This window comes from Sphingomonas sp. SUN019 (genome assembly GCF_024758705.1).
Lineage (GTDB): Bacteria > Pseudomonadota > Alphaproteobacteria > Sphingomonadales > Sphingomonadaceae > Sphingomonas.
The window spans coordinates 737201-757505 of record NZ_CP096971.1 but is presented as its reverse complement, the minus strand read 5'-3'; the positions used below and the strand labels follow the sequence as shown (position 1 = coordinate 757505).

16 protein-coding genes and 1 tRNA gene are annotated in these 20305 nt (G+C 62.9%); 7 read left to right on the top strand and 10 right to left on the bottom strand.

Annotated features, from left to right (window positions below; all coding sequences use genetic code 11):
- Positions 1-418: 418 nt before the first annotated feature.
- Positions 419-568: a hypothetical protein gene (locus M0208_RS03715; RefSeq protein WP_258890383.1), complete on the bottom strand. Its 150-nt coding sequence runs from the start codon at positions 566-568 to the stop codon at positions 419-421.
- 391 nt (positions 569-959) lie between these two features.
- Between M0208_RS03715 and M0208_RS03710 the strand changes: the two genes are divergently transcribed.
- From M0208_RS03710 to M0208_RS03700, 3 genes are all read left to right on the top strand, one after another.
- Entirely contained in the window at positions 960-1622 is a 663-nt protein-coding gene (locus tag M0208_RS03710) for a uracil-DNA glycosylase family protein (protein ID WP_258890382.1), read from the top strand.
- Positions 1619-3076, top strand: coding sequence for a hypothetical protein (locus tag M0208_RS03705; RefSeq protein ID WP_258890381.1), 1458 nt, complete (start codon positions 1619-1621; stop codon positions 3074-3076). The genes M0208_RS03710 and M0208_RS03705 overlap by 4 nt, the downstream gene beginning before the upstream one ends.
- A 90-nt stretch (positions 3077-3166) precedes the next feature.
- Positions 3167-3358, top strand: coding sequence for a DUF6771 family protein (locus M0208_RS03700; RefSeq protein ID WP_258890380.1), 192 nt, complete (start codon positions 3167-3169; stop codon positions 3356-3358).
- Between the two features lie 255 nt (positions 3359-3613).
- On the opposite strand, the gene M0208_RS03695 is transcribed toward M0208_RS03700, so the two are convergent.
- The 4 genes from M0208_RS03695 to M0208_RS03680 all read right to left on the bottom strand — a co-directional run bounded on the left by M0208_RS03695 (position 3614) and on the right by M0208_RS03680 (position 6523).
- Positions 3614-4027 (bottom strand): hypothetical protein, encoded by a 414-nt coding sequence (locus M0208_RS03695; RefSeq protein WP_258890379.1) that lies wholly within the window; start codon positions 4025-4027, stop codon positions 3614-3616.
- Between the two features lie 394 nt (positions 4028-4421).
- Positions 4422-5219, bottom strand: coding sequence for a site-specific integrase (locus tag M0208_RS03690; protein ID WP_258890378.1), 798 nt, complete (start codon positions 5217-5219; stop codon positions 4422-4424).
- A gap of 21 nt (positions 5220-5240) precedes the next feature.
- On the bottom strand, positions 5241-5591 hold the full coding sequence (locus tag M0208_RS03685; RefSeq protein WP_258890377.1) for an Arm DNA-binding domain-containing protein: 351 nt from the start codon (positions 5589-5591) through the stop codon (positions 5241-5243).
- A 284-nt stretch (positions 5592-5875) separates the two neighbouring features.
- Entirely contained in the window at positions 5876-6523 is a 648-nt protein-coding gene (locus M0208_RS03680; protein WP_258890376.1) for a hypothetical protein, read from the bottom strand.
- 26 nt (positions 6524-6549) lie between these two features.
- Between M0208_RS03680 and M0208_RS03675 the strand changes: the two genes are divergently transcribed.
- Both M0208_RS03675 and M0208_RS03670 read left to right on the top strand, forming a co-directional pair.
- Positions 6550-7500, top strand: a complete 951-nt coding sequence (locus tag M0208_RS03675; RefSeq protein WP_258890375.1) for a DUF262 domain-containing protein — start codon at positions 6550-6552, stop codon at positions 7498-7500.
- Between the two features lie 62 nt (positions 7501-7562).
- Positions 7563-8153, top strand: coding sequence for a hypothetical protein (locus M0208_RS03670; protein WP_258890374.1), 591 nt, complete (start codon positions 7563-7565; stop codon positions 8151-8153).
- 251 nt (positions 8154-8404) lie between these two features.
- On the opposite strand, the gene M0208_RS03665 is transcribed toward M0208_RS03670, so the two are convergent.
- Positions 8405-8480: transfer RNA gene (locus M0208_RS03665), tRNA-Thr, on the bottom strand.
- A gap of 154 nt (positions 8481-8634) precedes the next feature.
- On the opposite strand from M0208_RS03665, the gene M0208_RS03660 reads away from it, so the two are divergent.
- Complete coding sequence (locus M0208_RS03660; protein WP_258890373.1) at positions 8635-9888, top strand: hypothetical protein; 1254 nt, start codon at positions 8635-8637, stop codon at positions 9886-9888.
- 72 nt (positions 9889-9960) lie between these two features.
- Positions 9961-14583 (top strand): NAD-glutamate dehydrogenase, encoded by a 4623-nt coding sequence (locus tag M0208_RS03655; RefSeq protein ID WP_258890372.1) that lies wholly within the window; start codon positions 9961-9963, stop codon positions 14581-14583.
- 138 nt (positions 14584-14721) lie between these two features.
- On the opposite strand, the gene M0208_RS03650 is transcribed toward M0208_RS03655, so the two are convergent.
- The 4 genes from M0208_RS03650 to M0208_RS03635 all read right to left on the bottom strand — a co-directional run bounded on the left by M0208_RS03650 (position 14722) and on the right by M0208_RS03635 (position 20281).
- Positions 14722-15858 carry a PepSY domain-containing protein gene (locus M0208_RS03650; protein ID WP_258890371.1) on the bottom strand — a complete coding sequence of 379 codons (1137 nt, stop codon included), beginning with the start codon at positions 15856-15858 and terminating at the stop codon, positions 14722-14724.
- A 210-nt stretch (positions 15859-16068) separates the two neighbouring features.
- Positions 16069-16752 (bottom strand): Fe2+-dependent dioxygenase, encoded by a 684-nt coding sequence (locus M0208_RS03645; protein ID WP_258890370.1) that lies wholly within the window; start codon positions 16750-16752, stop codon positions 16069-16071.
- Positions 16753-16771: 19 nt separating this feature from the next.
- Positions 16772-19219 carry a TonB-dependent siderophore receptor gene (locus M0208_RS03640; RefSeq protein WP_258890369.1) on the bottom strand — a complete coding sequence of 816 codons (2448 nt, stop codon included), beginning with the start codon at positions 19217-19219 and terminating at the stop codon, positions 16772-16774.
- A gap of 54 nt (positions 19220-19273) precedes the next feature.
- The gene (locus M0208_RS03635) at positions 19274-20281 is read right to left on the bottom strand and encodes a bifunctional helix-turn-helix transcriptional regulator/GNAT family N-acetyltransferase (protein WP_258890368.1); all 1008 of its coding nucleotides are present in this window, start codon (positions 20279-20281) and stop codon (positions 19274-19276) included.
- Between the last annotated feature and the right edge of the window lie 24 nt (positions 20282-20305).

Sequence of the window (20305 nt, the reverse complement as noted above, 5' to 3'; positions counted from 1 at the left end):
GCCGCCGTCGCAGCATTCGTCACAAGCTGTTCTGCGCTGATTTGGTCGCTTCGGCGCAAATCGTAACGAGCTAGGCGTGAAGTGCCTTTGCGCTTCGGCCGCCAAGGCCGAGGAAAACGGCTTGTAGCAATTTTCGCATACCGCTGAGCATCATTCCCCAAGCTCGCTACGGGTGCTCAACTCATACTTGCAACGATCTCCCGCGCCGGGGACAGTTAACATATCCAAGAGACCGTCCACCGGTCGCGTTGAGCATGGAACGGCTGGCAAGTAGATGGTCCTGTCGCACCAACGACAGTTCGTCGAACCTACGCCCGTCGGCGCTGTAGCCCAAGGCAGCGACACCACGCTCGCGTCGGCGCTATCGTCTATCACTCGCCACGCAGCGTTAAAGGCAGGGTCAGTTTCAAAACCGGCACTATGCGAAGTCTCCCAGCTTTTCAGCATCGTCGTCCGGCAGACCCGACGCATCGTCGTCCATTGGTGGTTGCTCAGGCTTAGCCACGTCGTCTGCTTCGGTCGGCAGGACGCCATCATCGTCGGCGGGATTTTTAGCGGGGTCAGACATTCTAATCTCCTCAATCGTCCAACGCGCAGTTCGGCAAAAGGGGCCGCATCATTTCACCGCCAAGATAGGAGCCGCCGGGCGCTCGTTAGCGAAAAGCTCGCTGTCGGTCTCCCGGGCGATGCAACCCACAGGCCTGCCGCAGCCCTAAGAGCTAGAGGCAATCACGTAGAATGCCGTACAAACCTAGTAGAAAACAAAAGTACGAATACGCGAGACGCAAACCGAATTCCCGAGGTAAACATCTGTCATCGGAAGTGGCCAAAGCGCAGCCGGCGGTCGCTAGTAACACCGGCAGAGTGGGCTCGATTACCTTGTCGTGTGACCATTCCTTCAACGCCGGGCTGGCGTGACAGTTCGGAGAGACGGACATCATTCTTGGGAGTCACAAGTCATGTCGCAGGTGCTCATCAACGCATTCCACAATACCGCAAATCTCAAGCGCGACGCTGTGTTCGACGATCAGCGTCTCATGCCTATTTGCGCGCAGCACGATGCGCTGACCGCCGCGCCGGGCTGGATCGGCAAGAACTGGCGTCCAGGCGGCACGCTGTTAATGGCGATTAATCCAGGCGGCGGCGGCGATACCTATCGGATCAACCCCGCGGACGTGACGCTGTACGGTCTTATCCGGCGATTCCGCGACGCGGCCTCTAGCGACGAGCGCGCGGCGGGCCTTCGGGCGTTGTCGGACGCATGGATCGGCATCCAAGCGACGCACAATATTCGGCGGGTGGTCGATGCGGTCCTCGATGCCACTGGTAGCGACGCTTCACAGGCTGCGTTTCTAAACGTGGTTCCTTTTCGCACTCGCGGTGACAGGCCGGCGCGTAGTGCAGAGTTGCGCCGCGCATGGCTGATCTCGACGCAGCAACAGGTTGCGGCACTAGCACCCCGGCGCATCGTTGCGCTTGGTTGTAAGGCGTATGACGCTCTGGTCGCGGCCGGGGCGGATCGGTCGCACGATGTCGTCCTGCTGAAGCGCGCCATCGGCGACAGTCGCATTACGCCGCAGGCGAAGGAAGTGCTCACCCGTTTGCGGGAGGAGCGGGAGTGAGCGTCCATCCCTTCCCTCGGAAAGGTGAGAAGCGCGAACCGTCGAGCCTCGTTCCAACCCTAAACGAAGATATCATCAAGCGCGTCGAGGAACGGTTCGAGGCGGCTAGTCCAGGCGATAAGGCAACTGTCTGGAAGCTGAGGAAGAGGTTGCCGAGCGAGCGGCGCGACCTGATTACATTGGCGCGCAATCTCGACGCGATGCTCGGCAAGCTGCGGCGCGGCGGGAAGGTTGAAGCGTTGGCCGCCGCCGGTTTCTCGGGCGACGAGCAAAGCGGCTATCGCGGCAATCTGACCATTCCGGAAACCGTCGATCAGGTCGACGGGGATCGGCTCCGCAGACTAACTCCTCGCGTGGACCGCTATCTGAACGTTGCACTTGCTATCGCCGGCGATCGAAGGATCGCGATAGAACGGCTGTTCCGCGGCACCTCGTTTGACGTTCAACACGCGAACGAAGATCGAGATTGGGCGGATCGCTTGTCCCGGGCACTCGAGGTAATGGCGGGAAGGGTCGACGCTCGGTCTGGTTTGAGCAAGCTCTTCGATCAGCTATCGAGCGACAATGTCTGCCTGACGGGCGCGGCGGGCCTGGACCTTCGGATTACCAATTGGCTGTCAGAGACCTTCCATAAATTCGATTTCGCGACGGGCGGGGCGGTCGACGGATCCTGGCGGTATGATCGCAGCGAGGATGGGACTCCCCGGTGCGGCGCACCGCTCTTCTGCCCTAAGATTGCTCTGGCTCGTCGGTCCCATGACTGGTCTTCCAAGGTGTTCGCACTGGTGGAGCGAGACGGAACCAAGCTCGATCATCCGGGGCAGATCACGATCCGGGCGGCATCCACCACGTACCTTGCGCTAGTTCCGATCGCCAGTTCGTTGACTGTCCCTTCCACGATCGCAGCATGGCTCATGGAGCGGCCAACGGCCTCGATTCAAGGACGGACGGGCGACACGATCTGGCGAATTTGCCCCGAAGGTCGCGGATACACTATGTGGACAGACAGCGGGGTTTGGTCGCTCGGTGCCGATTCGATCGAAAGCTCAGATTGGCAAGCCCATTTGTTCCTTGATCAGAGTGCCGCCGCCTACGAAAACCCTGACCTCGGTTCAGGTTCGTGGTGGTGCATGCCCGCGACGGCCGGGAACATGCGCAAGCACCTCTCGGCTGAACCGCAAGAAATGCTTCTGCGCTCGCCGCGACCGAAAATTAACTTGAGCCGGGTCGCACGCGACGTGGACGAGTGGGAAGAGCTTGACCGCAATCTGGTGGATCCCGCCATCTACGCACCACTAGGCAGTACTGCCGCCAAGATTCAAGAAGGCCTCGCAACGGGGGCTCTCGCCGATCAAATGACGGAGGAGGTCGAAACGCTGGCAGCGGCGAGACAAACATTGAAGCGTCGGCTGAGAAGCGGCTGCGACATCGCGAACCTCATGCTCGCGCCTTAACCCTGTCGTGCCGGCAACTCCGACTGCGCATTCTCCGGGCGGTCCAGATTTTCCGCTAAACGAGCCGGATCAAAACAGGAACAAAGAGGCATGGATATGCCCAGCCCCTTCATGCTCGCCCAGATGGTCCTCAGTGCGCCGGGATGGGCGCGAGTCGGTATCACTGCTCCGGATGAACGCCTTCGCGAAGAGGCGGCGCTGGAACTGGGTACGCTGATCGCGGATCGGCTCGAACGACCGTTCGTGATCGTCCCGGATGGGCAGTTGCCGCTGCCGCTATAGGGCGGACGACCTAGGACCGCGGCGCAGGCGGTTCAGTGGTGGCATCGAGATGCTCCAAGCCGTTTGTACACCAGATCGAAGCAGACCGCGTCTAAGAGGGCGCGGCAAACGCTGCCGACTAAACCGTCAGTCGGCCAACCGGCCCGGCGTTTTCGCCTCTTCAGCGAGCTTGTAGCCTAGAAGAATCGAAAGGTGACATAGCGGTTACCCGAACGTCCCATCCGATTAAAGATGGGACGCCCGGGCTCGTCGGGATTAGTCGAGTAGGCTGTAGTGCCCGTCCGAATTGCATCGCCAGAGAGGCGTCTTGGACCGCCCAGCTGCGCTATAAGTCAACACCGAGCCGACGTGGCCGCGCTTGAAGCCGAAGGTTCTCGCCACCGCAATGATCCAACCGGCTGTATCAATGCCTTCGCAAATGCAGGCGGTGATTACGTTCACAAGCCGCTCGTTAACGTTCGTTCCGGGTCCACTGGCATCGAGCATCTCTTCGACATTAGACCTGAAAGCGGCCATATCTTCGTCAGAAAGCTGCCCAGTGGACTGGGTTCCGACAGCGCCCGCCTGGACAACCGGAATAATTGGTGGGTGATCGGGCGACTTTGGGATCCTGATATGAAAGGTGCCAGATACCGTAACTTCCGACACGCTGTTTGCTGTATTGTGCATTATATAACCTCCTAAATATGAATTGCTTCCTTCGCTGGTAATTAGATCCGGGCCGGTATCCAATACCGAACATTTCCTAAATAGGCCAATATTTATGTCGGTCTAGCCCAGATGGATCTAAGTTATTCACAATTAACTTCGAAAGACGATTGGCAAAGGATATATTTATTTTAACCCCTGAACTCTCATAAAATAGGAAGGCGAAGCGGCTAGCTTTTTATGTGCCTCAAACCTTATCGCGCTTGATGCAATGAAACGCTTGGCAGAGCGATTAGTCCGAGGAAAATCGGGTCGGACCTCGGCGCATCAGCGCACAGGATAACCCCGCCGAAAAAAAATTTGGGCCCGACCCATCCACCAGCAATATGCCAGCGAATGGGTCGGGGAAGGGGAATTACTTAGCTTGAGCCCAATCGATGCTCTGTTTCGAAGCTCCCGCTTCCACGGCGGCCAGCAGAGTGTCATTGGCCAAATGGGAGTACCGTTGCGTACTCTGATAGCTGGCGTGACCCAGCACCTTGCCGACCGCGAACAGGTCGACACCCGAGTTGATCATGAACGACGCCGCCGAATGGCGCAGGTCATGGATGCGCAGGTCGTCCAGTCCCGCATCGCGCCGCGCTTTCTGCCACGCGTGCTTGATCGTCGTGAATGGCTTCAGCGTGTCCGGGTTCGGCAGCAGGTACGGACACCGCCCGACCCGATGCAGTTGCACGATAATGTCGATTGCCGCTTGCGATAGCGGCACGTGTCGTGACTTTCCGGTTTTCGATGTCGGGATTAGCCAGGCACGCCGATCAAGGTCGATGTGGGCCCATTCCGCTTTCAGGAGCGCGGACACCCGTGCGCCGGTCAGCAACAGCAGTCCTACGATGGACGGCAGCAGCGTGTTGCGCGAGTCCACCACCGCCCTTTGCAGCCGACGGGCCTCTTCGACAGTCAGGAAGCGTTCCCGTGCGTTGTTGATCGGCGGACGGCGAATGCCGACGATCGGATTGCGGGTGACGCCGGGGGTGCCCCAAGTCAGCGCAAGCGAGAAAGAGCGTCCGAACGTGACCCGGATTTTCTCGACCGTGGCGGGTGCCAGACCGCTAGTCGCCTTTTCAGCAAGCCATACCGCAACGTCCTGTTGGCGAATGTCAGTCAGGCGAACCTTGCCCCAACGCGGAACGATGTGCCGCCGGACATACATTTCAGTGGTGCTGTAGCTGCGTTAATACGTCTTCGCATGGGCAAGGTGCTGTGCGGCAAGCTCGGCATACGTCGGTACTGCCCGAAGCTCTTCCTTCGCTGCCGCGGGGTTGCCGCCGAGCGTGATCTCCGAACGAAGGCGCTTGGCCTCCTTACGGGCCTGCTCGAACGTGATGTCGCCGTAGGCACCAATGCGATGCTGGCGTTGGCGATCGTGCGCATCTTGGTAGCGCATATAGAAGGTCCGTCCACCGGAGGATCGCACTTCAAGGACGAAACCAGTCGTGATCGTGTCGTAGTACGTTTCCTTGTTTTTGCCCGTTGGGCAGGAGGCGGTGAGGCAGAACGTGTTATCCAGTTTAGCCTTTGGCATGATGTGGTTTCCTAGTTTGTGTGGGTTGAAGCCCCGACCGCGCAGAAGCCCGCTGGACGCGGAGGATCGGCGGCGATGGGGAAGTGCCCTGCACGGGCGAAGTCGCGTCGGGTGGGCCGTCAGGAGGGCAAGTCGGATGCCCCCGGCTGGCACTCCGGATTGGGGAGGTGCCGCGCCGAGGGAGGCCGATCGCCGGAAAGCTGGAGAGGTGGCGGGGACCTGGAATTCTGGGGCTCTGGTCTCCGCCCCCCAACTTTCGATGCTGCGGACTGTTAGTCCTTAGCTTAAGTCAACGGGGTGTATTCCCGCTTGCCGTGACCGCCGGTAGCGAAGGTCCATTTGTGCACTGCGGGATCATCGCCGGTGTAGCGCTCGATGATCGTAACGACCCGATTACGCCCGATACGCTCGGTGCAACTGACCGCTTTGGCCAACAGCATTTTCGACCTGATACCATTCGCAATCTCGCGTTCGATTGCTGCGATAATGGGAGTGTCGGATCGCACTTCCGACTGGCGGAACAGTTCGGTCAGTTCCTCGTCGCCTACCTTGCCGACTGAGGCGAGGACCGAGGCGTAAGATTGCCCTTCCTCGATCGAGTAGGAGTACGCTGCTGTCGAGGCGACATTTCCGCGGCGCTTGATGTTTTCGAAAGCCACCACCCTTCGGCCTTCGTCCTTTTCGACCTCGTCGAGCATGAACGCACAATCGAAATCCTCAAGCAGGTCCGTGGTGCCGGAATGGACCCGCTTCCCATCTGAGCTTCGGTTTTTGTTGGTGTGTGCCAGACCGACATAGGTTCCGCCCTTCATCACGAACCGCCGGATCGTGTCGCCGAATTTGCGGGCTTCGGTCTTGTCCATAAGCGAAACGAATTTTTTGATCGTGTCGGCCACGATGCAAAGTCCGTTGACCTGATCGTTATGGGTCATGGTGGTGATGGTGTTGACGAAGCGGGTTGTCTCAAACCCCCGATGCACAACTCATTTTGGCAGAGGCCCCGGGACGCCGTGGATCATTTATAGTGATTGATGGAAAGCAGAGACTCCTCGCAATTAGACGTTTTGCATCTATTGATAACAGTGATCAATTCAAGCCGTTACGTTTGAGTGGTTTAACTGAACTAAAACACCTGAATAAAAAGACTTACTCTAATCTCAGAGACGAGCTTAATTTATCTGATGACCGCAGTGCATTTGATAACGCTAGTATCAGAACGATTGTTATAAGAAATTGGCAACACGAGGCGTATCTTTACGAGGTATTTTTACGGATAAATACCGGTAGCGTACAATTATCGCCGCAAGAACTTCGTCAGGCATTAAATGCCGGGCCGTTCTCCGGATACGTGGATGATTCTTCTGCGCAGTCTGACGGATTGAAGGATGCATTAAATCTTAAATATCCGGACTTCAGAATGCGCGATGCAGAAATACTATTGCGGTTTATAGCGTACAGAAACTTTATCTCGTCGCATAATGGAAACCTAAAACTATTTTTAGATAATGCGACAAAGACATTAAATGCTCAGTGGACGAACCAAGAAAACGAAATTCGCAATCAAGTCTCGGAGATGGAACACGCTTTTATCTTTACAAAACGCGCGTTTGGAAGTGACCATTTTCTGAGAAAGTGGAATGGCGATGAATTCGAGCCGAAAAAGAACCGTGCTGGCTTTGATATAATGTTGCATTACTTTTCCTACCCGGAAGTAAGGTCAGCCTTGGAGGGCAAAATATCAGAGATTAAACCTGCTTTTATAAAGTTATGTAACGATGAGACGTTCCGAACGGCTCTTGAAACGACCACTAAATCGTTGACGTCCAACAGAATGCGTTTTAACCGCTGGGGCGAGGCACTTGAAAATGTGTCTGGAATAAGCTTGGCCCATATCAAGTTTCTGGCGTAGTTATGCCGTCAGTTGAATTCCAAATCCTTCATCATGCAGTTGCAGTCCTCAAATAAGACTTGATGGACTTTTCTCCCAGCCCAACCGTTCCCTATTCAAATGCGAGTCTCTTAAAATGTCAGGCATTTGTGGTGTTTTCACATGCGGAAATGCAATCATATTGGGAAGCAGTAACGCGACGAATTTTAAGTGAAGCCGAGGATAGGTGGAAGAATTCGTGCGTTGTTGATCGCGTCCTGGCAGCACTGGTAGCGTTTCGACAACCCGAGCGGGTTTCAGTCCCTCTCGATCCGCTTGCCCCTCACAGCGGGGGTAATTTTGAAAAGATCGTGGAACAAGCAATAAAAACTCAGGCCAATGTCGTTGGCGAGAACAACGGTATTAAACGTAAGAATATTGCTGATCTCCTTGTGCCACTGGGGGTATTCCCCGGGGATCTTATCGAGACAATGTTGATACAGCTCGATCGAACTGGCAAAGCTCGCGGCGATATGGTTCACAAGTCTAGCAAAGTCTCTCTTCGTACTATTCGAGACCCCTTCGCAGACGAAATGAAAGATATAGAGGAGTTGATAGCCGAGATTGAGAAATTCGATTGCAGGTTAGAATCGCTTAATCTTTTGTCTCGCCCCGAAGCGCATATCAACCCGTGAGCCCGACCCGAACGAGGGCAGCGTCGGCGAGGCGACGGTCGAGATAGGCGGGGCCGAGCGTAGTATTCAAACGCCGGAAAGCGACTTTTGACCGTGCCAGCCGAGGTGCTCGCCACGTGCGCAGCGAGGCAGGGGGTGGCGTGGGCCTTGTCTCATCTGTCCCACCCAAAGCGCCCCACGCAGTACCCAAACACGGACCCACCCGGAAGGCACTTCCGCCGTATGTCACTGTTCTTGCCTGCTGAAAGGGGTGGTGCCGCTTACAGGACTCGAACCTGTGACCCCCGCATTACGAATGCGATGCTCTACCAGCTGAGCTAAAGCGGCCCGTGCCGTGCAGTGCTGCACGTCGAGGGAGCGGCGCGTAGCAGGTGATTTGGGCGGCTGCAAGCGCGCCGGTAATTCGCGGCCTTTACGCGGTCTTTACCACATGGCGGGCACAACCGCCGCTCGAACAATCGCCCCCGAGGGACAGTTGCGCATGGATACCGCCCGCGGCCTGGATCAGGCCCGACACGATGCCGATAACGACCCGACCGAGGGCGGCGTCGGCGAGGCGACAATCGAGATCGGTGGCGATGAGCGCCGGATGCACGTCCGCGCCTATAACCACTGGGTGTCGTTGCTGAAGGGCCGCGCCTATCCGTCGATCGAGGATCTTGATCCGGCCTCGATCGCCGATTTCGGCCCGCATAGCGTGCTGCTGGATTTCTCGCGCGGGATCGAGGATCCGGCGATCCAGTATCTGGGCCGTGCGCTGCGGGAGGAATGTTCGCTCGACCATTCGATCGCGCATATCTCGCAGGTGCCCGCGCGGTCCTTGCTGTCGCGGCTGACGGACCATTACCTGCAGATCATCGCGAATCGCGCTCCGATCGGGTTCGAAGCTGAGTTCGTCGCGTCGCGCGGCAACAACACGATGTATCGCGGCATCCTGATGCCGTTCTCATCCGACGCGGATTCCATCGATTACATCTACGGCGTGATCAACTGGAAGGAACTGGTCGCGCCGGCCGAGCAGGCTAAGCTCGACGCGGAGCTGGCGGCGGCGGTGCGAACCGCGCCGCGTGCGAGCGAGACGCCCGCGGTCTGGGCCGATGGGCCAAGCGCCGGGGTGGCCGAGGATGCACCGTCCGAGGTGGAGGAAACGACGGAAGCAATTCCCGAATCGCTCGCCGATCGGCTGGCGATCGCGCGCGAGACCGCGGCGGTGGCGCGGGCCCACGATACGCGCAGCCGCGCCGCTTTGTACCGCGCGCTGGGCCGGGCGCACGACTTCGCGCTGACTGCGGCAGAGGATGCCGAGGGATTGGCCGAACTGCTCGACGACGCCGGCATCTCAGCGCAGGCGCGCGCGCCGATGACGCCCGTCGTGAAGCTGGTGTTCGGCGCGGATTACGACAAGACGCGGGTGACCGAGTTCGCCGCGGTGCTGACGCATGCGGCGCGCGTCGGCGTGCTGACGGGCGAACTGGTCGAGTTCATCGATGGCTTCCCCGGCGGAATCAAGGGTGTGGTCGCCGCGGCGCGTGCGGAACGTCGCCCGGTGGTGCGCACGCCTGCGCCGCGGTGCGATCGTGCGGCGATCGCGAGCGTAACGGTGCCGACGAGCGCGGCGACGGGCGAGTTCGTCCTGCTGGTCGCGCGCGCCGCGGCCGACGGATCGCTCGACGTGCTCGGCGCGGTCGAGAATGACGCGAAACTTACCGCGCGCGCGGTTGCCGCGCTCGGGTAAGTTTCGAGCGCTTCTGCGCCGAAACAGCGGTGGGGGTTGAGCGCGAACCGCGGCGGGGGCATAGACCCCGCCATGTCGAAATCGTCTCTCAAGTTACTATCGCAGGCCCTCGCCGAGCGGCTGACCAAGGGCGCTTTGCCGGGCGAATTGCACGGCTTTGGTCCGGCCGAGCAACAGGAGGCAGCCGCTTTCCTGACCGCGACCGCCGAGCGACGCGAGAGCGGGACCGCGGCGATTGCACTGGAATCAATGCCCGGCGACGGCGCGGCGCGGCGGATGCGGCTGGCGATCGTCAACGACGATATGCCGTTCCTGGTCGATTCGATCGCAGCCGCAATCGGCGCGCATGACATTCCGATCGACCGCATCATCCATCCCGTAGTGCCCGTAACACGCGACGCCGACGGCGTGCTGACCGGCGTTGCGGACGGCGCGTCGACGCGCGAATCGATGATCTACATCGAAACCGAGCGCGCCGATGCGCGCATCCGGCGCGACTTGGTCGATGACCTGACCGGGTCGCTGGCCGACGTGCGCGCCGCCGTGAAGGACTGGCGCGCGATGCAGGCGACGCTGGCGGCGGACGCAGGCGAGATTGAGGATACCGGTGGCGATGCCGAAGGCGCGGCGCTGATGCGCTGGTTCCTCGACCGGCACTTCACCTTGCTGGGGCAAGAGCGCTGGCTGGAATCCGGCGGCGTGGACGGTGAACCGCTGGGACTGGCGCGCGCCGCGCATGAACCGCCGTTGCTGGCCGATCGATCGCGCCTTCTGGCGCTGGATTGGTTCCGTGCCGGACAGCAGGCGCCGTTGCTGATCAAGTCCAGCTTGTTGTCACCGGTGCATCGCCGCGTCCCGCTCGACCTGATCGTCACACCGATCCGCAACGGGGCGAAGGTTACTGGACTGTCGATCCATGCCGGGCTGTGGACCAGCGCCGCGCTGAACGCGCCGCCGCGTGCGGTGCCGGTGCTGCGCCAGCGGCTGGCCGAGTTGGAGGCGAAGTTCGCGTTCGATCCGGGCGGCCACAATGGCAAGGCACTGACGCACGCGCTGGCCGCGCTGCCGCACGATCTGGTCACCGCATTCGACGGCGAGGCGCTGGAGGCGCTGACGCTCACCGCGATGAGTCTGGCCGATCGCCCGCGCCCGAAACTGGTGCTGGTGCAATCGTCGCTCGGGCGCCATCTGTTCGCATTCGCGTGGCTGCCGCGCGACGACCTCACCACCGCGCGGCGCGTAGCGATCGGCGAGATGCTGTCTGAGGCGGCGAACGGCGCGATCTTGAACTGGTCGGTCGCGATGGAAGACGGCACGACCGCGATGCTGCGCTATACGATCGATCTGCGCGGCGAAGGGCGGATGCCCGATGCCGAGGCGCTCGACGCGCGGCTGGCGAAGATGGTGCGTGGCTGGGTGTCGGATGTCGAGGCGGCGCTGGCGGAACATATCCCTGCGGCGCGCGCGGCGCGGCTGGCGATCCGCTGGGCGGCGGCGTTTCCGCCCAATTACCGCACCGTCAGCACCGCGGAGGAGGCGGCCGAGGACATTCTTCGCGTGTCCGAACTCGCCGACGCGGCCGACCGTTCGGTCCTGATCTACCCACATCTCGGCGGGGACGATCGGCGGCTGAAAATTTACAAGACGCATGGCGCGTTGCCGTTGTCGGACGCGGTGCCGGTGCTGGAGAATTTCGGGTTCCGCGTGATCGGCGAACTGCCGACGCGGTTGCGCGAGGACAGCGACAGTTTCGTGCATGACTTCGTCGTTCAGGCCGAAGGCGCGGCGCTGGACCATGACCGCGTCGTGTTGGAGGATGCGATCGCCGCGGTGCTGAAGGGCGCGGCGGAGAATGACGCGTTCAGCCGGCTGATCCTGGCGGCGGGACTTACCCCGCAGGCGATCGTTCTGTTCCGCGCATGGTTTCGTTACCTGCGGCAGGCGGGGATGAGCTACGGCCTGACGACGGTCGTCGACGCGCTGGCGCGTGCGCCCGAACTGGCCAAGGCTCTGATCGCCCGCTTCACGATGGCGCATGATCCCGCCGCGAATGGTGACACGGCGGCGTGCGATGCGGAGATCGCCGCCGGGCTGGATGCGATCGTGGCGATCGACGACGATCGTATCCTGCGCAATTTCAAGGCGGTCATCGCGGCGACGTTGCGCACCAACGCCTTCGCGCCCGCCGCCGCCGAAGCGCTGGCGTTCAAGCTGGACAGCGCGAAGATTCCGGGCCTGCCCGCGCCGCTGCCGTGGCGCGAGGTTTGGGTATACTCCCCGCGCGTCGAGGGTATTCACTTGCGCGCTGGGCCGGTGGCGCGCGGGGGCCTGCGCTGGTCCGACCGGCGCGACGATTTCCGCACTGAGATCCTCGGCCTGATGAAGGCACAGCGTGTGAAGAATGCGGTGATCGTACCAACCGGCGCGAAGGGTGGTTTCTATCCCAAGCACCTTCCCGCGCCCGGCGACCGCGACGCATGGCTGGCGGAGGGGACCGAAAGCTATCGCATCTTCATCCGTACGCTCTTGTCGATCACCGACAATATCGTCGCGGGCAAGGTCGTCCATCCAGATGGCGTGCGCGTTCATGACGGCGAAGACCCGTATTTCGTGGTCGCCGCGGACAAGGGCACCGCGACGTTCAGCGACGTCGCCAATGCGCTGGCACTGGAACGCGGCTTCTGGCTGGGCGACGCCTTCGCCAGCGGCGGCAGCGTCGGGTACGATCACAAGGCGATGGGCATCACTGCGAAGGGCGCGTGGGTGTCGGTTCAGCGCCATTTTGCGGAGCGCGGCGTCGATGTGCAGAACGACGTGATCCGCGTCGTCGGCTGCGGCGACATGTCGGGCGACGTGTTCGGCAACGGAATGCTGCTCAGCCAGACGCTGAAGATCGTCGCGGCGTTCGATCACCGCCATATCTTCCTCGATCCCGATCCCGATCCGGCGGCAAGCTGGGCCGAGCGCGCGCGGATGTTCGCGCTGCCGCGGTCGAGCTGGGCGGATTACGACAAGGGCCTGATTTCAGCGGGCGGCGGGGTGTTCGCGCGTGATGCGAAATCGATCGCGCTGACCCCGCAGGTGAAGGCGGCGCTCGACCTGAATGTCGATGAGATCGAACCCGGCGCGTTGATTTCCGCAATCCTGAAGGCGCCGGTCGACCTGATCTGGTTCGGCGGCATCGGCACCTATGTGAAGGCTGCGTCTGAGGCGAACAGCGCGGTCGGCGACCCGGCCAACGATCGCCTGCGCGTCGATGCCGAAGAATTGCGCGCGATTTCGATCGGCGAGGGCGCGAATCTGGGCGTGACTCAGGCCGCGCGCATCGCGTTTTCAGGCCGGGGCGGGCGGATCAACACCGACTTCATCGACAATTCGGCGGGCGTCGATTGTTCGGACAATGAGGTGAACATCAAGATCGCGCTGAATCGCGAGATGACCGAGGGGCGGCTGTCGTACGAGGATCGCAACATCCTGCTCGGCAGCATGACAGACGACGTTTCGGCGCTGGTGCTGGAGGACAACCGCCTGCAGACGCTCGCGCTGTCGATCGCCGAGCGTGACGGCGCGCACGCGCTGCCCAGCTACGTCCGCGCGATCGAGATTTTCGAGGCGGCGGGGCGGCTCGATCGCCGGGTCGAGGGGCTGGCGGGGAATGAGGAACTGCTGCGCCGCGGCGTCGAGGGCAGAGGCCTGACGCGCCCCGAGCTGGCGGTGCTGCTGGCGACCGCGAAGCTCGCGTTGCAGGATGCGATCGAGGTCGCCGGGCTGGGCGCGGACGCGACTCTTGCGCCCGATCTCCACGCCGCCTTCCCGCACGCGATGCGCGAACGTTTCGCCAAGGCGATCGACAACCACCAGCTGCGCGGCGAGATCGTCGCGACGAAGCTGGCCAACCGCATCGTCAACCGCATCGGCATCCTGGTTCCGTTCGAGCTGGCCGAGGAAGAAGGCGCGGCGCTGGCCGACGTTGCGGCGATGTTCGTCGTGGTCGAGCAATTGTACGATCTGTCGGCCCTGTGGGGCGGAATCGAGAGCGCGGCGATGCCCGAAAGCGGGCGGCTGGCGCTGTTCGAGAGCGTCGCGAAGGCAGTCCGCGCGCAGGTCGCCGATCTGCTGCGCGTCGTCGCGCCGGGCACGCAGCCCGCGGACGTGCTGAAACGCGTCGGGAAGGGTGTGGCAAAGCTCGATGCCCAAGCAAGCGAACTGCTGCTGGAGGAGGCGCGCGCGGAGAGCGGACGGATCGCAGCGTCGCTGACGGCGGAAGGTGCGCCCGAGGCTCTGGTTGCGCGCGTCGTGCGGCTGTTCGAGATGGACGGTGCGATCGGCCTCGTCGATCTCGGCGCGCGGTCGCGGACCGACGAGACGCAATTGACCCGCGCCTATACGCGGCTGGGGCAGGCGCTGGGGCTCGACTGGGCGCAGGCGAGCGCGGGGCGGCTATCGCCGGCCGATCCGTGGGAGCGGCTGATGATCGCCGGGCTGGTGCGCGAGTTCGAGCAACTGCGGCTCGAATTCCTCGGCCGCGACGGCAAGGGCGCGCCCGACAAGCGCGTCGATGCGTGGCTGGCGGAGAACGATGCGCGCGTCGCGCAGTTCAACGCGGTCGTGGACCGCGCGAAAAGCGCCGCTGCGCCCAGCGCTGCGATGTTGGCGCAGGTCGCGGGTCAGGCGCGAGTGCTGTTGGGGCGGTAACAGAAATTCTTCCCCGGAACGGGGAGGGGGACCGCCCGCTTCTTAAGCGGGTGGTGGAGGGGCAGCCACGAGCGCTGGTGCTGCTTGGCTGCCCCTCCACCACTTCGTGGTCCCCCTCCCCGTGCCGGGGAGGAATGATTACTCCGCTGCGACCACGTCGCGCTGTGCGCGTTGTCTGGCGGCAAGGTCGCCCTTCCACCCGCGCGCACGCCACCACATGATGATGCCGGTGACGCCGAGGATCGCGGGGAGCAATCCGCCGAGGAAGATCACGACCTGCCAAACGATCCCCATGTCGGTGCCATCGTGGATGCGCCGCATCAACCGCGCGACGCCGCCTTGCTGGCGTGGCGGGGCGAGCGCGGCGGTGCCGCTGTCGTCGGCGACGCTGACGCCGATCGGCCGGCCGGTCCCGGCGAAGGCGATGGTCCAGTCGGGCTTCAGGTCGGTCGGCCACGTCACCGAACGCAACTCGCCACGGCCGAGCGGCGCGGCGCGGCCGAGCGCCTCCATCAGCAGCGTCGCCGGGGCGTCGAGCGGCCTGGCGCGCATCAGCGCGGCGCGATCTGGCCCACGTTGCGGCCCGCGCGGGCCTTCGCCGACCAGGCCGCCGAAGAACGCCGGGAAACTGATCCACGCGCCCGTCAGCGACAGCACGAACAACGGCAGCGCGACCCAGAAGCCGGTCAAATAATGCAGGTTCGTGTCGGTGTTGCGGTGACGTTTCCAGCGCAATCCACGCGCCCAGCGCCCGACCGTCGGCCACCACAGCCACAGCCCGGTGACGCACGACACCATCATGAACACGCCGATCCAGCCGACGATCTGCCGCCCCATTCCCGGCACCATCAGGCTGCCGTGGAGCACATGTAGCACGCGAACCAGCCCCGCGCGGCTGTCCGCGACATCCAGCACACGCGCGGTCGGCGGATCGAGGTACAGCATCGTGCGCGACGGCGGTCCGGCCTGCGGCTTGTCCGCCGGTGCGCGCGCGGCGGCGACGATGATCGGGCCGCCGTGGTCGTCGGGCAGGCTGATCTGCGCGACGCGCTCGCCCGGCGCCAGGCGCGCCTTCGCGGCGTCGAGATACGCTTGCGGCGAGAGCAGATCGTCGCCGCTCGTCGCGAAGCGCTGCGGATTGACGAGTTCGTCGAGCGCGTCGTGCCACACCAGCGCCGCGCCGGTCACCGAAATCGGAATGATCAGGATCGCCAGCAGCAGCCCGATCCACTTATGGACCTGAAACCACGTCCGCCGCATCGCCAGCTTGTTCATTCCGCACACCCCGCCGTCAGTCTCTCGCCGCTGGCATAGGGGCTATTGCAAGTCAATCGCATACAAGGATGAAGTCGCTTTTCGATCCTCCCCTGCAAGGGGAGGTGGCAGGCCGCAGGCCTGACGGAGGGGTGTCACCCTATCGATGGCGCGACACCCTCCGACGCGCTGCGCGCGCCACCTCCCCTTGCAGGGGAGGGTTTGAAAGGCTCACGCGTCGGCCCAACGACGGAGCAAATTGTGGTACACCCCGGTTAGCTGGATCACCGCGGGGTCGGCCTGGCCCTTGGCGGCCGCCACCGCCTGCACCCCGCGGTCGAGATCGAACAGGATGCGCCGCGCGCCGTCGTCGCGGACCATCGACTGGACCCAGAAGAATGACGCGGTGCGGACCCCCCGCGTGACCGGTGTCACGCGATGCAGGCTGGAGGCGGGGTACAGGACGAGGTGCCCGGCGGGGAGCTTCACGCTCTGTTCGCCGTACACATCCTCGATCACCAGTTCGCCGCCGTCGTAGCTGGCGGGATCGTCGAGGAAAAGCGTCGCGGACAGGTCGCTGCGCAGGCGGAAATCGCTGCCGCGCTTCAGCCGGATGGCGTTGTCGATATGGACGCCGAAATCCTGCCCACCCTCATACCGGTTGAACAGCGGCGGGAAGACTTTCGCGGGGAGCGCGGCGGCGACGAACAGGGCGGTGTGGGACAGCGCGTCGAGCACGATCTCTCCCGCCTCGCGCGCAGCCCCGCAATCCTCCGGCAACTGCCGGTTGCGCTTGGCAAGCGCCGCCTGCGGGCCGGAGGTTTCGTTGCCGTCGATCCAGTCCGCCGCGTCGATGATCGCATGAACCTTCGCGACCGTGGCGAAGTCGAGAACGTCTGGAATCGCGATCAGCATGAGCGCGGGCGTAGCGGGATCAGAAGCTGTAGAACAGGCTCAGCACCGCGCTTCGCCGATCGCCCGGCGTCGCCCAGCCGCCGGTGATCGCGCCGTTGTTCGCCCCCGTCGTGCTGACGTTGTTCCGGATGCCGGTGACGTATTTCTCGTCGGTGAAGTTCTGGATGTTGAGCTGCGCAGTCAGACCGCCGCCGAACGTGTAAGCCACATATGCGCGGTGGATAAGGTAATCGTCGGCGCGATATTGCGGGGTGTCGATCGTCGTGGTCGTGGTCACCACCCGCACGCGGTTGTTCAGCGCGAAGCTGCCTTGGTAGGTCAGGCCGTAGCCGACCTCGAGACCGAACGGGAGTTTGTACGTCGTGAACAGGCTGCCCGAATGGTTTGGCGTCTGGAGCAGATCCTGCCCGGCCTGCGCGTCGAATACGCCCGCGGCGCGATCGCGGTTCGAAATGCTCTGGCGGACCGAGCCGTCGAGATAGGTGTAATTGGCGAAGATCGTCCATGCGGGCGTCACAGCGCCGGACACGCCGAGCGCGATGCCGTCGACCCGGCTCTTGCCGTCCAGCACCTGCAACCCTGCGGGCAGCGAGGGATCGTTCGACGGCACGCGGAAATTGCTGCGTTCGTTGCGGAACACCGCGGCGGTCAGTTCCAGCCTGCGGCCGAACACTCCCGCCTTCACCCCCGCTTCGTAATTGCGTGCGCTTTCCGGCGCGGTCGCGCAGGGGTCTGCCCCGCCTGGAACTGTAGGAACGCCGCAGCCGAGCCGGACGGTCGCCGACGACGGGGTCTTGGCGTTGCCGTAACCGGCGTAGATGCTGACGTCCTGCACCGGATGGAATACACCGCCGATACGGTAGGAAAAGAGCTTCTCGCGGCTGGTTTGGGACGTTCGTAGAAGGTCTGTCAGCGGCGCGGTTCCCGGCGGCACGAACTGCAACGGCAGCGCGCGGAAAGTACCCCGGTTATATTCCCAGCGGACGCCGCCGTTGATCTCGAAATAGCGCCCGATTTCCAGCGTATCGAACGCATATACCGCGAGGTTGCGGGTTTCGGCCTTCGACTGCGCGGTGATCGTATAGTTGATCGGGCCAGTGTAGGTCGTGTCGGGATTCGACAGGCTGATCTGCGGCAACAACACCGGCGCACCGGCCGCGTTGCGCGGCAGCGAAGCGGTGGTGATCGCATAATCCTCGATGGCGCCCTGCACGCCGACATTCAGCGTGTTATGGAAATTGCCGTCGCGCTCCCCGCTTTCGATGCGCAAATCGGTCTGGTTGGTCAGGAGCTGGTTCTCCTGATCGCGCACCAAACCGCGCGGGCCGGACGGCTGGAAGAAGCCGGGCGGGACCGGGACCGTGACGGTCTGCAGCGGGCCGTCATTGATCGAAACGTTCGTGACCGTCGCGTTGCAGGCGATGCCGGTCGTCGCCGCGCCGTCCGCGCCGAGCGGCTGGAGGCCGTTCGCGAGGCAGAACGTCCCCTGCGGCGCGCTGGTCTGGCTATACTGGCCGACCCGCTGCCAGCGGGTCAGGTTGCGGACGCTGATCTGGTCGCTCACCTGATGCCGGAAAGTCGCGGTCAGGCGGTCGACCGTCTGTTCCTGCCGGTCGAGATTGACGATGCCGTAATAATCGGAGCGATCGACGCCGGGCAGCACGCCGTCCGCCACGCCGCTCTTGAAATACGGTACGCCGTAGATCGGCGTGTTCTCGTCCTCCTGATGGACATAGGCGAGCGTCAGGCTGGTCGGACTATCGATGCCGATCGTCACCGCAGGCGCGACGCCCCAGCGCTTGAATTTCTCGACATCGCGGCCGGGCACGTCGTTGCGGTGATAGGCGGCGTTCAGGCGGACCGCGATCAGGTCGCTTGCACGCACGTTGCTGTCGATCGCGCCACGGTAATATTCGTCGGTGCCGACCGATCCCTGCACGATCGTGAGAGTCTCGGGCGTCGGCACCTTGCTGACCAGATTGATCGTGCCGCCGACGCTGCCCGATCCGTTGAAGACCGAATTCGCGCCGTTATAGACTTCGATCTGCTGCAGGTTGAACGGGTCGGTGCGGCTGTATTGCGCGCTGTCGCGCACGCCGTCCTGCGTGATGTCGTTGCTGGCGCTGTAACCGCGCAAGTTGATCGAGTCGCCATAACCACCGCCGCCTTCGCCGGCGCCGAACGTGATTCCGGGGATCGTCTGCAGGACGTCGCGCAACGTCTGCAGATTCTGCTTGCGGATCACCTGATCGCTGACGACGGTGATGGTCTGCGGCGTGTCGAGGATGGCGGACGTAGCCTTCGGGCTTTCGACCTGCGGCGGGGGAACATCCTTCGTGCCGTTCACCACCACGTCATCGCGGTCGGCGACGCGGCTCTGCGGCGTGGCGGGCGCTTCGGCGAAGGCGGGCGCGGTGGCGATGAACCCGACGCAGGACAGCGCGAGATACGGCAGGTTGGTCGGCAAATCTTATCCCCTTACGGGGAGGTGCGCTATTGAGAGTCGATCGCACTGTCAACGCTAATGCGATCCAGTCGCACCTTTGTCGTAAAATGTATCGTGTCCGGCAAATCGCATCGCCACGTCGCAACGCGCGTAACGCGCCCCGTAATCGCGCCCGATCGCAGCGTCATGCACGAAGCCCAGTTTCTCGTAGAGATGGATCGCGGGTGCGCATATGCTGCTGGTCAGGAGATACAGCAGGTCCGCGTCCAGTTCGCGTGCGCGGCGCAGCATGGCGCGCAACAGGAATTCGCCCGCCTTGCGTCCGCGCGCGGCTTCGGTGACGCCCATCTTGGTCAGTTCGAAACGTCGCTCGCCGGTGCGTTGCAACGCGCACGTGCCGATCACGCCGACCCCGTCGGCCTCGACGAACAGGATGTCGCCGCCCGGCGCGATGATCCGCTCGCGCGGGTTTTCCAGCACCTCGCGATCGGTCGGCTCCAGCGTGAACATCGCCGAAATCCAAGCCGCGTTGATGTCGTGGAATGCGCCTGCCAGCGTATCGTCGAACCCGCGGATCCGCAGCCCCGACGTCGCGCCGTCCGCTGCGCGCCGGTCGAGCGGTGCGGCGCGCAGGCCGTCCTCCAATGCCCCGATCTGCGTCAGAAATGGGCCGGCCTGAACGCCGCACAATTCGGCGACTGCGCTCTCTACATGCGGCCACACCTCGCGTTTCGATTGCAGCATCGCGACGCTGCCCGCCTCGGTCAGCACCAGCGCCTTTTGCCGCCGATCCTGCGCGGTTGGATGCGTCGCGATGAAGCCCAGTTCGATCAGCCGCGTCACCCCGCGCGTCACCGCCGGCTGGCTCATCCCGATTGCGCGCGCGATATCGCCGACGGTCGCCGGGCCATCGCGGTCGATCGCGGCGAGTACGGGATAATGCGTCGGCTGAATCGGCAGCCCCGCGGCCTCGACGATCCGCGCGACATCGGCCTGCATCCGCTCGCCCAGCCGCTTCAGCCGACTGCCAAGAAACAATAGTCCGTCGTCCGCCAGAATATCGCCGGTCACCGTCATCTCCATAGCACGTTATATAACATGTTATGG